At 41.6% G+C, this 13,528-nt stretch carries 13 protein-coding genes and 7 tRNA genes; 6 read left to right on the forward strand and 14 right to left on the reverse strand.

The window, feature by feature from the left end:
• Window positions 1-52 precede the first annotated feature (52 nt).
• A complete protein-coding gene (locus tag PNIG_RS11350) occupies window positions 53-1,993 on the forward strand; it encodes a S9 family peptidase (protein WP_089368528.1) in 1,941 nt (646 codons plus the stop codon).
• 108 nt (window positions 1,994-2,101) lie between these two features.
• Here PNIG_RS11350 and PNIG_RS11355 read toward each other — a convergent pair.
• From PNIG_RS11355 to dnaQ, 9 genes are all read right to left on the reverse strand, one after another.
• Window positions 2,102-2,178: transfer RNA gene (locus PNIG_RS11355), tRNA-Asp, on the reverse strand.
• Window positions 2,179-2,232: 54 nt separating this feature from the next.
• A tRNA-Asp gene (locus PNIG_RS11360) sits at window positions 2,233-2,309 on the reverse strand.
• Between the two features lie 47 nt (window positions 2,310-2,356).
• Window positions 2,357-2,433, reverse strand: a tRNA-Asp gene (locus tag PNIG_RS11365).
• Between the two features lie 38 nt (window positions 2,434-2,471).
• Window positions 2,472-2,548, reverse strand: a tRNA-Asp gene (locus PNIG_RS11370).
• A gap of 33 nt (window positions 2,549-2,581) precedes the next feature.
• A tRNA-Asp gene (locus tag PNIG_RS11375) sits at window positions 2,582-2,658 on the reverse strand.
• 41 nt (window positions 2,659-2,699) lie between these two features.
• A tRNA-Asp gene (locus PNIG_RS11380) sits at window positions 2,700-2,776 on the reverse strand.
• A 26-nt stretch (window positions 2,777-2,802) separates the two neighbouring features.
• A tRNA-Asp gene (locus tag PNIG_RS11385) sits at window positions 2,803-2,879 on the reverse strand.
• Between the two features lie 98 nt (window positions 2,880-2,977).
• Complete coding sequence (locus PNIG_RS11390; RefSeq protein WP_089368529.1) at window positions 2,978-4,348, reverse strand: TIGR03503 family protein; 1,371 nt, start codon at window positions 4,346-4,348, stop codon at window positions 2,978-2,980.
• A 9-nt stretch (window positions 4,349-4,357) separates the two neighbouring features.
• Window positions 4,358-5,071, reverse strand: coding sequence for a DNA polymerase III subunit epsilon (gene dnaQ, locus PNIG_RS11395; RefSeq protein WP_011328622.1), 714 nt, complete (start codon window positions 5,069-5,071; stop codon window positions 4,358-4,360).
• A 68-nt stretch (window positions 5,072-5,139) separates the two neighbouring features.
• Here dnaQ and rnhA point away from each other — a divergent pair, with 68 nt between their 5' ends.
• A complete protein-coding gene (gene rnhA / locus PNIG_RS11400) occupies window positions 5,140-5,604 on the forward strand; it encodes a ribonuclease HI (protein WP_011328623.1) in 465 nt (154 codons plus the stop codon).
• Window positions 5,605-5,625: 21 nt separating this feature from the next.
• On the opposite strand, the gene PNIG_RS11405 is transcribed toward rnhA, so the two are convergent.
• Window positions 5,626-6,393 carry a class I SAM-dependent methyltransferase gene (locus PNIG_RS11405; RefSeq protein WP_089368530.1) on the reverse strand — a complete coding sequence of 256 codons (768 nt, stop codon included), beginning with the start codon at window positions 6,391-6,393 and terminating at the stop codon, window positions 5,626-5,628.
• Window positions 6,394-6,446: 53 nt separating this feature from the next.
• Here PNIG_RS11405 and gloB point away from each other — a divergent pair, with 53 nt between their 5' ends.
• Window positions 6,447-7,220 carry a hydroxyacylglutathione hydrolase gene (gene gloB / locus PNIG_RS11410; protein ID WP_011328625.1) on the forward strand — a complete coding sequence of 258 codons (774 nt, stop codon included), beginning with the start codon at window positions 6,447-6,449 and terminating at the stop codon, window positions 7,218-7,220.
• Window positions 7,221-7,376: 156 nt separating this feature from the next.
• Window positions 7,377-8,960: a LysM peptidoglycan-binding domain-containing protein gene (locus PNIG_RS11415; RefSeq protein WP_089368531.1), complete on the forward strand. Its 1,584-nt coding sequence runs from the start codon at window positions 7,377-7,379 to the stop codon at window positions 8,958-8,960.
• 44 nt (window positions 8,961-9,004) lie between these two features.
• Here PNIG_RS11415 and PNIG_RS11420 read toward each other — a convergent pair whose 3' ends face one another.
• The 4 genes from PNIG_RS11420 to PNIG_RS11435 all read right to left on the reverse strand — a co-directional run bounded on the left by PNIG_RS11420 (window position 9,005) and on the right by PNIG_RS11435 (window position 11,680).
• Entirely contained in the window at window positions 9,005-10,078 is a 1,074-nt protein-coding gene (locus PNIG_RS11420) for a phosphotransferase enzyme family protein (protein WP_011328627.1), read from the reverse strand.
• Window positions 10,079-10,155: 77 nt separating this feature from the next.
• Window positions 10,156-10,599 (reverse strand): flavodoxin, encoded by a 444-nt coding sequence (locus PNIG_RS11425; RefSeq protein ID WP_011328628.1) that lies wholly within the window; start codon window positions 10,597-10,599, stop codon window positions 10,156-10,158.
• Window positions 10,600-10,602: 3 nt separating this feature from the next.
• Window positions 10,603-11,367, reverse strand: a complete 765-nt coding sequence (truC, locus tag PNIG_RS11430; RefSeq protein ID WP_011328629.1) for a tRNA pseudouridine(65) synthase TruC — start codon at window positions 11,365-11,367, stop codon at window positions 10,603-10,605.
• Complete coding sequence (locus PNIG_RS11435; protein ID WP_089368532.1) at window positions 11,360-11,680, reverse strand: YqcC family protein; 321 nt, start codon at window positions 11,678-11,680, stop codon at window positions 11,360-11,362. Before PNIG_RS11435 ends, truC begins: the two co-directional genes overlap by 8 nt.
• A gap of 210 nt (window positions 11,681-11,890) precedes the next feature.
• Between PNIG_RS11435 and PNIG_RS11440 the strand changes: the two genes are divergently transcribed.
• Window positions 11,891-12,919: a DUF3549 family protein gene (locus PNIG_RS11440; RefSeq protein ID WP_089368533.1), complete on the forward strand. Its 1,029-nt coding sequence runs from the start codon at window positions 11,891-11,893 to the stop codon at window positions 12,917-12,919.
• Window positions 12,920-13,219: a DUF3301 domain-containing protein gene (locus tag PNIG_RS11445; RefSeq protein WP_011328632.1), complete on the forward strand. Its 300-nt coding sequence runs from the start codon at window positions 12,920-12,922 to the stop codon at window positions 13,217-13,219.
• The last annotated feature ends 309 nt before the right edge of the window (window positions 13,220-13,528 follow it).

The following is a 13,528-nucleotide window of genomic DNA, read 5'->3' on the forward strand; positions in this document are numbered from 1 at the left end:
AATACTTTAACCTAAATTCGGGTTATAAAAACAACAGTGAAGGAACGTAACAATGAAGCAAATTATTAAACTTACAATAATTACATGCGCAGTTACCCTAGCGCTCTCTGGTTGCAGTGAATCAACCAACTCATCCTCATATACAGCCCCGCTAACCAGCTCTAAAGCGCATGTAAAAGAACTGAGCACCTACTCAGCTGAAACATTTTTTGATACCACCTCAATTATGGGGAGTAGCTTTTCACCCCATGGCGATAAAATTTTAGTCAGTAGTGATGAAAGTGGCATTTACAGCCTATATGAGGTTAATGTCCAAACAGGCGGCAAAACTCGCTTAACCGATTTTACCGACAGTACCTACCCTATCCGCTATTTTCCAAATGATGAGCGAGTGTTGTTTACAAAAGACACGGGCGGTAACGAACGCTTTCATATTTATGTACGCGAAACTGACGGCACAGTAAAAGACTTAACCCCAGGGGATGAAACCCGTGCTAGTTTTGCCGGCTTCACTAAAAATGCCAGCCAATTTTTTATTACCAGCAATCAGCGTGATGCTAAGTTTATGGATTTATATCGCGTTAATAGTAAAACCTATAAAGTAACGCCTGTTTATCAAAATACTTTAGGACTAAATGTAGGTGCAATAAGCCCAAATGGTCGTTTTATTGCGCTGTCTAAAAGTAATAGCAACAAAGACAGCGATACCTTTATTTTAGATACTTATACTAAAACACTAAAGCCACAGTTAATTTCAAAACACCATACACCTGCTCAATACAGCCCTGAAACCTTCTCTGCCGATAACAAATACTTATACTACTCTACAGACGCTAAAGGTGAGTTTTCGCAGATGTGGCGTTATGACCTAGCTTCTGGCGAGCACAGCCCAGCTTTAGCCGATGACTGGGACGTAAGCTTTATTTATTTTTCAACGTCGGGGCGCTACCAGGTAAGTGGTGTGAACGCCGATGCCAGCACTAAAGTAACCGTGATCGATACGCAAACGAATAAAGAAATTGCCATGCCTAAGCTACCGGCAGGTAATTTACGGGGTGTGAGCTTTTCAGCTGATGAGCAAAGCATGGCCTTTTATTTAAATTCAGACACTGCACCTAGTAATTTATTTGTATGGCAAGTAGGCAGTAATAACACGCAGCAATTAACTAATACCCTCAGTAAAAAAATTAATCAAAACGATTTAGTGCAAAGCACTATAGTACGCTTTAAGAGCTTTGATGGTTTAGAAATACCAGGTGTTTTATATAAACCCAAGCAAGCGAGTAGCACCAACAAAGTGCCTGCGTTAATTTGGGTGCACGGTGGGCCAGGCGGACAAAGCCGTACCGGTTATAGTGCGATGCAACAGCATTTGGTAAATCATGGTTATGCCATTTTTGCAGTTAATAATCGAGGCAGCTCGGGCTATGGTAAAACCTTTTTTCATTTAGATGATAAAAAGCACGGCACCGATGACCTACAAGATATTGTATACGGCAAAAAACATTTACAGAGCTTAGAGTGGGTCGATACCGATAAAATTGGCATTATGGGTGGTAGCTATGGCGGCTTTATGACCGCGGCAGCCCTTGCCTTTGAACCCGAAGAGTTTAAAGTTGGGATTAATATTTTTGGAGTAACCAACTGGGTACGTACACTTAATTCTATTCCATCTTGGTGGGAGAGCTTTAAAAAGTCGCTGTACGACGAAATGGGCGATCCGGCAACAGACGGGGATCGTCACCGCGCCATTTCACCGTTATTCCACGCTAGAAACATCATTAAGCCACTTATGGTTATTCAAGGCGCTAACGATCCGCGCGTGTTACAAGTTGAAAGTGATGAGCTTGTAGCTGCAGTTAAAGCCAATGGCGTACCAGTTGAGTATGTATTGTTTGACGATGAAGGTCATGGTTTTAGCAAAAAAGAAAATCGGATCACGGCATCAAACGCTTACTTGAAATTTTTAGAGCAGTATTTAAAAGCTGAATAAGTTTGCACTGATTAATTTATGCCTGCATTTTTGTGGGCTTTTTTATGTGCTAAGAAATGTAATTTATGATTTTGATTGTATTCAACTTGTTATTGAGGAAATAACAAGTGGCGGAGTGGACGGGACTCGAACCCGCGACCCCCGGCGTGACAGGCCGGTATTCTAACCAACTGAACTACCACTCCGCAGTGGTATGTGCATGGGGTAATGCACTTACTAATTTTGTTACTGATATCAAATGGCGGAGTGGACGGGACTCGAACCCGCGACCCCCGGCGTGACAGGCCGGTATTCTAACCAACTGAACTACCACTCCGCAGAGATATCATATTACTTTTACTTTACTTGTATTACTTAATTTGTTGGCGGAGTGGACGGGACTCGAACCCGCGACCCCCGGCGTGACAGGCCGGTATTCTAACCAACTGAACTACCACTCCAGCATACAAATTTTATACTATAACAATGTTTAAATAGTTGGCGGAGTGGACGGGACTCGAACCCGCGACCCCCGGCGTGACAGGCCGGTATTCTAACCAACTGAACTACCACTCCAGCGTATATTTAAACTGTTATCTTTTTTCTTATTGGCGGAGTGGACGGGACTCGAACCCGCGACCCCCGGCGTGACAGGCCGGTATTCTAACCAACTGAACTACCACTCCAGAATAAGAATATGTTTTACAACCATATGTTGTGTAAGCGTTGGCGGAGTGGACGGGACTCGAACCCGCGACCCCCGGCGTGACAGGCCGGTATTCTAACCAACTGAACTACCACTCCAGTTTTGCTTACAAGTTTTCGAAAATTGGCGGAGTGGACGGGACTCGAACCCGCGACCCCCGGCGTGACAGGCCGGTATTCTAACCAACTGAACTACCACTCCACATTTTCGTTGCTGTTTGAGTCTCCCCTGACAGCGGCGTGAATAATACGAACCAGCCCCTATTTCGTCAAGGGCTTTTTCGCTTTTATTTAGGTTTTTTAGTCATCTGTCATCGAAAGGTTTAAAATTTCACCGCTTTTGTCATTTTTTGAGCCGTTTTTAGTACTTTGCTTTTTTTCAGAATTACCAACATCGTCATTTGTTGTTGTCTTTTTATTTATAAAAGGCAGCTTCACTTTAAATTTAAGCGATTTTTTCTGTACAAAAATACGAATTGCCAGCCAACCCATTAATAAAACGCACAGATTTCCAACAATAATTAAGCTGAGTAAAACCCAATTCGCTATTTTTTCTGCTACGGGTTCACTCTCAATCATTAAATCAGGTGGAATTATGGTCGCTGGATCAACTGCTGGTACCGCTTCTATTGGGCGTGCAATTTCAAATTTGTACGTTGGCAGCGTTGCCATAAACTCACGACCCTTTATATTTGTGCCAAAAATAGACAGCTCGACACTATATCGACCCCAACCATAATTTTTAATTGCTAACTGCCTCGTATGTTGTGCATCCGACTCTATACTAAACATTTGCTCTTCGTTATTAGGGTAGTAAATTTTACCCTGCATAATTACGGTTTCTGGCTTAACTATTGTGTCATCTAAATTAATAGCTAAAAGGTGCTCGTTACTTTCTTGCTCTGCTAGCGTCATGTCGTAACTTACTGGGGCAGAATGTACCACAATGCTGCTTTGCACTATTCGACGTTGTAATAAGGGGGTTGCTATGTAGAGTTCGGGGATCCATTCTCCTTCGGGAAAGTCTAATTTAAACTCGCCCGTAAAAACGCCATCGTTTGGGCGTTCGTCAAACCCTCGGCCATCATCTTTAAATTCAGCGACTTCTTGAGTACTGGCTCCAAAATTAGCAGCCTCTGCACTATTAGTACTTACAAAATCAACATTTAAGGTAACGACATCTCTAAATAGATTGGCATTTATGGGAGCACCGTCATTTAAAATTTTTCCGGTGATTTTTATTGTCTCGCCTCGAAACAGCATTTCCGGTAACGGCTCTGCCTCAAGTGATACCTGGCCTAATACGACAATGCGGCTGTCGGGTAAGATATTACCTATAACTTGCCAAGGGCCAGCCATGGGGTTGCGTATGGTAACCAAATCATAACTAAGCTCGTCATGCCAACTTAAGTCAGGGTTTTTAACTGATTCGGTAGCAAAATATTTACTGCCATCGGGCCTTACTAAAATAACAGCCGGTGAGCCTGGTTTTCTAAAAAAAAGTAAGGTTATTTCAGCTACTTTACTATCAATACGAAAACGATTATCTAATAAAGGGATTTCATTTTGCCTCCCATCACGCTTTAGTACTTCAACTTGTTTAACGCCATATGCGCTGGTTGCAAAAAAACTAGCAGATACTAATGCGGTTACCAAATAAAAGGTTTTCATAATATGGCCTTAATCAGCGCGCCATATACAGTGGCCGCCTTCATTATTAACAATATCTAATCGTGCTTCGTGTGCAGCTTGTTCTGCCTCACTGGCGCTTAATACTACAAGAGGTGCTCTTTGGGCGCTTAAGCGTCGTATTCCGCCTTTTTGCTGATCGGTATCGTCATTTTTATTTTGATTCAAATTTAGCTTAACTTGTCCGCCAGTCATTGCTAGGTAAACGTCAGCTAATATTTCAGAATCCAGTAATGCGCCGTGCAAGGTTCGCTTAGCGTTATCTACGTCGTAACGACGGCATAGCGCATCTAGGTTGTTCTTTTGTCCTGGATGCAAGTCACGCGCCATTTTAAGCGTGTCGAGTACTTGACAGAAAGTGGCCGTTTTAGGATAGCCCTGGTTAAGCAGAGAAAATTCGTTATCCATATGGCCAATATCGAACGGCGCATTATGAATAACCAGTTCTGCACCCTTAATATAATCAAAAAACTCTTGAGCAATTTGATGAAACAATGGTTTATCACGTAAAAACTCATTAGTGATACCGTGAACATCTATTGCTTCTTCTTCACTGTTGCGCTGCGGGTTAATATACACATGAAAGTTATTGCCGGTTAAGCGGCGATTTACTAATTCAACACACCCTATTTCGATAATACGATGCCCTTGTTTAGGGTCGATGCCGGTGGTTTCTGTATCTAAAACTATTTGTCTGCGTGCCATATCGAATTAATCCTGACTCTGGTATCTTTCTATAATCACTTTATTGTACATAATATCAAGGTAAAACAGTGGAAAAAACCGTAGAGATTTATACCGATGGTTCGTGTTTAGGTAATCCAGGCCCCGGTGGTTATGGTATATTCATGATTTATAACGAACATGAAAAAAAATTGAGTCAAGGTTATAAACTAACAACTAATAATCGCATGGAAATGCTGGGGGCAATTGTGGCTCTGGAAGTATTAACTCGCCCATGTGTTATTAATATCACTACCGATAGCCAATATGTGAAACAAGGTATTGAGTCTTGGATCACGAATTGGAAAAAGCGCGGCTGGTTAACCTCAGCTAAAAAACCAGTAAAAAATGTCGACTTATGGAAACGCCTCGATTTAGCGTGCGCTAAACACACCGTAACCTGGAAATGGGTTAAAGGGCATAGCGGTCATAAATACAATGAAATTGTAGATGACTTAGCGCGCGATGCCGCTGGCAGTAAAGATTTACTCGATGATGTAGGTTATCAACCTTAAAGCTGATTAGCACATACCAAATTACTTTTTATTTTGCTCACAATGCTTTAAGTGTTGCTTTGAGGTTTGTCTAAGGCCCCCTTCTACTGTTGTAAAGCGCGGGCGAGCATGCCACTTAGGTTTAATGGGTGTGAGCGGTGCAACACGTTTACGTGCCACCAGCATGTAAACACTGCCCATAGGTTTTAAGTATTGTTTGGTAAAGCTACGCCAAAACGCAAAACGCGACAATCTATTACCTCGCGCCAGTGATGAGTAAATAAAGCGCTCATCACTCACTATTTCAAATCCCAATAAATTTAGCCAATCTTTAACCCGTGCAGGGGTAAAAAAACGCCCTGTCCATGGCAGTTTCTGGCCACTAAATGGCAGTAATTGGGCAAGCCCACATAAACTAAACGGATTAAAGCCTGTTAGCACAATATACCCACCTGGAATTAAAGTGCGATGTGCTTCGCGTAAAATATGGTGAGGATCTGAGTGATACTCTAAGCAATGGCTTAAAATACATGCATCAATAGTGTGCTCATAAAATGGTAATTCGTCTATATCGGCAATAACGCCGGTGTGAGCGCCCGCTTGCGCTACGCACACTTGGTGTTTTATTAAACATTTACTGGTGTTTAGCTCGCCACTCAAACTACCTAACTTAAGCATATGGTAGCCAAACATACGGGGGAGCCACGGCGCTAATTTACGTTCAATCTCACAGCGTAAATAATCCCCATGAGGAAACTGCTGCCATGACAACGGTTTAGGTCCTTCTTGAAAACTAAGGGCTGGTTTCATTTTATGAGCTCGTTATACTAGGTGTTAACTGTCACTTTATAGAGCAACGTTACATGGTGCAAGTCAAAGCAATTAAAGCCTTTTCAGATAATTATATTTGGTGCTTAACTACAAGCAATAATACGCAAGCTTGGGTAGTCGATCCGGGCCAAGCAGAGCCAGTACTTGATTATTTGGCGCAGCATAATTTAACCTTGGCGGGTATTTTAATTACCCATCATCATTACGACCATACCGATGGCGTAGCAAAGCTGGTTAGCGAAAACCCAAATATTGCTGTATACGGCCCAACTAACAGCCCGTTTAAGGGGATTACTCAGCAACTTACTGATGGCCAAAGTATTACAGTGCTTAATACTGCTTTTAATATTATAGCGACACCCGGGCATACTCTAGATCATATTTGTTATGTTAATGAACAACTTGCCTTTACTGGTGATACTTTATTTAGTGGTGGTTGTGGGCGTTTATTTGAAGGCTCTGCAGAGCAAATGTGGCACTCGTTTAATAAACTGCGCGAATTACCTGCTGATTGCAAAGTTTACTGTACTCACGAATACACTCAAGCTAACCTCGCTTTTGCAACAGCCATTGAACCGCGTAACCCAGAGCTACTTGCCTATAGTAAAAGAGTAGATGAACTGCGCAGCAAAAATGAAATTACTTTACCAAGCACTATCGGCCAAGAGCTAAAAATAAACCCCTTTATGCGCAGCGATTTACCTAACATTACTGAACTATTACCAAAAGAATTTTGCTCGGTTACAAAAAACAATGAACCTTGGGAAAACTTTGCGGGTCTGAGAAAGTTCAAAGACCATTTTTAATCCGCTAACCAATAGCCACATGTACTTTTTGTTTAGCAATCAAAAAGTTAAAATTAGCATTTGATTATTGCTAAGTGTTTTAAAAGGTCACAAGTGGCAATGTTAGCTCATAACGGGTAGTATTCGCCGAGTTTTTTACCCCATGTATTGGTATTTATGAATAAATCTCCCCTATTACTGGTTTTAGTATTAGCACTAAGCGGCTGTCAAACGTTAACAAACGTAAACACTGACTCGCAAGCCGCAACTCAAGCAAATAAGCAGCTTGGAGGCGCAAGTCCACACGATATTAGCAATGCATTAATGAGCAGCGCCAAGTATCAACACGTTAAAGATACTGACACTGAAGCACCTATTTTTGATGATGTATGGGAGCGTATTCGTTACCAGCTTTCAATAGAGGTGCCGCAAAATCGCCCCGTAGTTACCGAGCGTAACTATTATGCAAAGCACCAATCTTATTTAAATCGTATTTCGAAGCGTGCCGAACCTTATTTGCATTTTATTGTTGAAGAAATAGAAAAACGTGAAATGCCTATCGAAATTGCACTGCTGCCTATTGTAGAGAGTGCTTTTGATCCGTTTGGTTACTCGCATCGCACAGCGTCGGGTATTTGGCAATTTATGCCACAAACCGGTGAGCGTTTCGATTTAAAGCAAAACTGGTGGTATGACGGGCGTCGCGACATAGTACAATCAACTCGCGCTGCGCTTGATTACTTGTCGTATTTACACAAAACCCTTGAGGGCGATTGGCTCAATGCCATTGCAGCTTATAACTCGGGTGAAGGTCGCTTGTTGCGCGCGATTAAAAAGAATCGCAAAAAACACTTGCCGACCGATTTTTGGTCACTTGATTTACCTAGCGAAACCACCGCCTATGTACCAAAATTATTAGCACTGGCCGACTTGTTAAAGCGCTCAGATGACTTTAACGTGACGTGGAATCCTATTATAAATGCACAAGTTGTTGAAGTAGTTGAAATTGGTTCGCAAATTGACTTAGCACTCGCTGCAGAAATGGCCGATATAACACTCACTGAGTTGTATAGGTTAAACCCTGGTTTTAATCGTTGGGCAACCGATCCTAATGGCCCGCATTCTTTACTATTACCGGTTGATAAAGCTGAGCAGTTTAGTCAAAAATTAGCTAATACTGATATTAAAAACCGCTTACGCTGGCAGCAATATACGGTTGAGCGTGGCGACAGTTTATCGGTTATTGCCAAAAAGTTTACCACCAGCACCAGTGCAATCCGATCATTAAATAAGTTAAGCTCAAATACAATTAGAGTCGGTCAGCAACTATTAGTGCCACTAACTGATGGCGCAATTAATAGCGAACATTTACCAGAGCAAATGCGCTCTGCGGCTAATAATACCAGCCGTACTAAGCTTTCGCATACGGTTAAAAGTGGTGATACGCTGTGGGATATTAGTCGTGAATACGATGTCACTATGGATGAGCTTGCAAAGTGGAATAAGCTGAAGAAAAGCGCCACATTGCGTTTAAATCAAAAGCTAACGGTATATAAATCTGCTAATAAAGCAAAGACAGCAGCAAACACTACGCATCGTACAATTACGTATAAAGTGCGCCGTGGTGATTCGTTAGCGCGTATTGCGTCTAAGTTTAACTTAACTGTAAACGACATTATAAAGTGGAATAGTTTAGCCGGACAAAAGTATTTACAGCCGGGGCAAAAGCTTAAATTAAAAGTAGATGTTAGAAGCAGTTAAACTGCAACAGGTAAAACTAAGGCGCTTATAGCGCCTTAGTTATTTTAGGCTTGTGCTAATATTGCTTTAAGGGTGCTTTGTTTTGCAATAATATCTTTATAAAGCGCAAACTGATTTTGCGCCCGCTCTAAATTATGATTGGCATGTTTGATTGAAAAATAATTATCGCCATCAATATAATCTGTTAAAAATCGCAGGCCTATCATAAAGGTCATCACTTTAGCACCTAGCCAAAAGCTTTGTTTTTCTTGCTCGGTGATCAGGCCTTTTAATGGCTCTACGTAACCTTTAACTATGGCTGCAAATATTTCTTCGCGCACACCTACATTACTTAAATCGGTGGAGTCTTCTTGCTCTGGTGAGCAAAAGGTGCGTACCATATCACCAAAGTCGTAAAGCCAATACCCTGGCATACAAGTGTCTAAATCGATTACCGCTTTAGCATTATGTGATTGCTCACAAAACAGCATGTTATTTATTTTTGTATCGTTATGACAAGGCCTTACCGGTATAGATCCTGCTAATGCTTGGAGTTCATCAATGAGTGTAAATTGCGATAAACAAAAATCAACCTCAGCTTGGCAACTAGCTAAGCGCTGCTCTGGGTCAAGACTAACTGCAGTTTTAAACGTCTGTGCACGCATGGCTAAGTTATGAAAGTCAGGGATCACATGGTGCAATTGTTCTGCATCAAAATCCTCTAGCGCCACAGCAAATTGACCAAAGGCATTCGCCGCAGTTTGCGCTTGGGTAGCATTAGTGACTACATCGTCGCTGTAACTGCCACCAATAAACTCTAGTGCTCGCCATACCCCCTGATCACAGTTAACTAAATAGTCATTATTAATAGTCGCTACGTGGCGAATAATATCTAAGTTGTACTCACCCAATTGCTGCTTGCTAGTTAGGTGTTGCTCTATTAAACGGGCATTTTTTACGAGTAAACCGGGCTCAGGAAACACATCAACATTGAGCTTTTGTACTACTAGCGACTTTTTAGCAGTGCTAAGTAACCATGTACTATTGATCAGCCCACTACCGATTGGTTTGATACTGATATGCTGATTGCCTACGCCAAAACTTTCAGACAAATGAACCGCGATGGGATTTAGCTGCATAGCTATTTTGCTACCTAAAAATAAAATAACTCAGATAATAAAGGTGAGCTTAGGGTAACACTCACCTTTATTAATAATTAAAGCTTACTAAGCCAATTTTTTAACCACGGCTCGGTAACCGGCCAAGGTTCAAAGTCTTCGCAGGCATCAACTTCTAAGCGGTTACCAACAGGCTTAGCTTGTAAGTCACGTAATAATTCATCAAAGCTGCGCCCTGCACCACAAAAGGTGTCGCCGTAGCTTCTGTCGCCCATGGCAATAATTCCAAATGGCTTGTCGGTTAACATAGGAAAAGTACTATTTAACTGATTATAAAAATCAGCCAAGTTATCAGGCACATCGCCTTGGCCGGTTGTTGAGGTGATAATTAAAATATGTGATGCACTTTGAATGTCGCTCAACACTGGCTCATTAAATACCGTAACGCCATGCCCAGCTTGCTCTATTGTTGTGGCTACTTCGTCACTTAAACGCTCTGCACCGCCATATACGCTGCCTACAAAAATACTAATATGTGCCATTAATTAATAATCCTTTTCTTCATCTGGCCAACCTAGTTGTTTGCAAATGCTGAGCATTGCATCACCTAGTGGCGCTTTAATTGTTATTGATTCATTACTATAAGGGTGCACAAAGCTAAGCTCAGTTGCAAATAACATTAATCTGCGCAGCTCAAAATGCTCCCTAAAAAATTGATTATGCTGATTATCACCATGGTTTACATCGCCAATGATAGGCAGTGATAAATGCTTTAAATGCCGACGAATTTGATGTTTACGCCCCGTTTTAGGAAAACATTCTACGAGGGAATAGCGCACCGTTGGGTACTTGCCAATAGGAATAGGCAAGGCTGCTTGGTGCAAGCAGTTAAACTGAGTTTGCGCTTCTTGTGGCGCTTTGTCTTGATCGGCAAACTTATCTGCTATTTTGTCCAGCTCTTCTTTTAGTGGTTTATCTAAAAATACCGACTCGGGTGCAAAACCACGTACTAAGGCTAAATAGCGTTTACTAATAGTGCCTTCAATAAATAACTGATTCATATCGCGGGCCGCTTCTGAACTTAACGCAAACAGTAACACCCCCGATGTGGGTCTATCGAGCCTATGTACCGGAAAAACATGCTGCCCAAGTTGATCGCGCAGCATTTGCATAGCAAACTGGGTTTCGTGCTTATCTAAAAACGAACGATGCACTAATAAGCCTGAGGGTTTATCTATGGCTACGTAGTTTTCATCCTGATACAAGATAGTCAGTTCGCCATACTCAATTGGTATTGGGCGCTCACTCATTTGGATCTCCTAAAAAGGCATCGAGAGCTGTTAACAGAGTAATAATTTCATCGCTGCCTTTTTTACTCGCAAGCGTCATTTGTGCCATAGGAGCAATTGCAAAGTTGCGCGGCAATGGCTGCTTATCAATAATTAGCTGCTCAACTTTTTCAATAAATACAAACTGTAACCATTGTTCAAATGCCATGGTGTCGTGACAAAAAGGCACGTTTGATTGTAATGCTTCTACTGCTATTGGCTCATTTTGCCAAAGCTGATGCTTTTTTAAAAGTGCCCTTAACTGCACTAAATAAGCTTGGGTTTGCTGGTACATAACCGCCCTCTTAAAACTAGATGAAGTAATAATACCATTTGTATTTATTAAGAGGGAAATTATAGTAACTGAAAATACCCGCTTAATATTACCCCCGCTTGCTCAGTTATTTAGCAAAATCAAAACTCAAACTCTATAAGCGCGGTTCCCTCAACCTTTGCTATGGCGTATAATTGACGCAATTTTGTAGTAAAAACAATTGAGAAAACGATGAGTAAGCAAATAGCGACATTAGGGCAGCTTTTAGATAATGCAGGTACTCAGTGGCGCGCGTTTGATATTGGTAGACACATAACTAAGCTTGATAAAAAACAATTTTTAGCCATAGAGCAAGCACAAGTCCCTTACCCATATCCGCTTGCTGGTCATGCGTGGTTAGCTATTCAGTTTTGGGATAGTAAAGCGAGTAAAGAACCTTATGTATGGTTTTTGAAATTTCCAGTAGATGAGCAAAGCAAACTGGTGAGTGCGAGTCGCGATCACTTTGCCGACATGGTAATTGAAGCACTCGGCACACAACTTACCGGTGAGCAAGCCGATGGTAAACTTGATAACAATCCTTATGTTTTTACACCAAACGCTAATAAATTAGCAGCCTTTAATGCGCAACTTAAAGTACTATTAAAACAACCTGCATCACAGTATTACGAGCATACGCAGCTGTACTTTAGTGGTAAGCTGGGTTTTGAAAATTGGCAAAGTGTGGCATTACAAGGCATTGCCGATTTTGCACTGCGCCTCGATAATGAGACTAACTTAGCTAATTTACAAAAAGCCTGGCCTCATTTGCCCGTTGAGGTATTACAGCCCCTTAGCGCCATGCTTGAGCATGTAGAAATACCGCCCTCATTAAGTCAATTACTAGTAGAGTTCGGCCAAGCGGCTATAAAAAATAACGACCCGTTTGCTGTTACAGTAGCGCTACGTTCGCTTTCTAAAGCGCAAGCGCAAGGCTTAACCGCCCAATTGGTCGATAGCGTATTAACTTCATCGGTTAATCAAGATGCTGACGTACTGCTCACTATTGCTGGGCGTTGTTTTAAACAACTAGAAGACCCTGAACGCTTGCATGTATTTATGGACAACTGTGCACACCATCAACAAATTACTGAACTATTTGTGAGTGTTTTTGCTGATTTAGTTGCAATACCCACCATTCGCCCGCATTTATTAGGCTTATTACGTAAAGAAAATCGTAGCGAAACCCTCGCGCGTGCAATTGGAAGGTTATTCTCTTAAATGGCAAGTTTATGGACGTTCATACTTATTGGTAGTGTAATTTACTTATTTTGGCTAAACCGAAAGGTAGCCGAGGCGGCGAACGTTCATGCTAAACGCCAAAGCGAACAACTGCAGGTGCAATTAATGAGCGTTGCCTGTAGTAAACGCCGCTTTGGCTTTTTAAAAAGTGGTAAACCTGGAGTGAAAAGCGAATTTATTTTTGAGTTTTCAAGTGATGGCGAAAATGCCTATCAGGGAATACTGATCATGGAAAATGAGTATTTAAAAAGTGTGGTTATTCCACCGCATAAAATATAACCTTTATACTGCGCTAAAAGTTTAATTTAGGGTAAGGTTTAATTTAAAAATAAGTAAAACACAAAAAACTAAGGCGTAACTAAAGTTACGCCCCAATTGACAAACATCCTGTTAGGTATCCTTTACCTGTGTAATCCGTATTATCATCCTCTGAACGAGCAAACAACCTTGTTCACCCTCACATTGCATCCTGCAATATCCTCTTGCCACCTTGGCTGTCCTGCGTAAACTAACGCTCCGGCTACTTCCTGTAGCGCCATCCTTGATTATCCCTTAGTAGCTCCTGCCACTTAAGCGCATCATGCACTT

The sequence above is a fragment of the Pseudoalteromonas nigrifaciens genome (assembly GCF_002221505.1).
GTDB lineage: Bacteria > Pseudomonadota > Gammaproteobacteria > Enterobacterales > Alteromonadaceae > Pseudoalteromonas > Pseudoalteromonas nigrifaciens.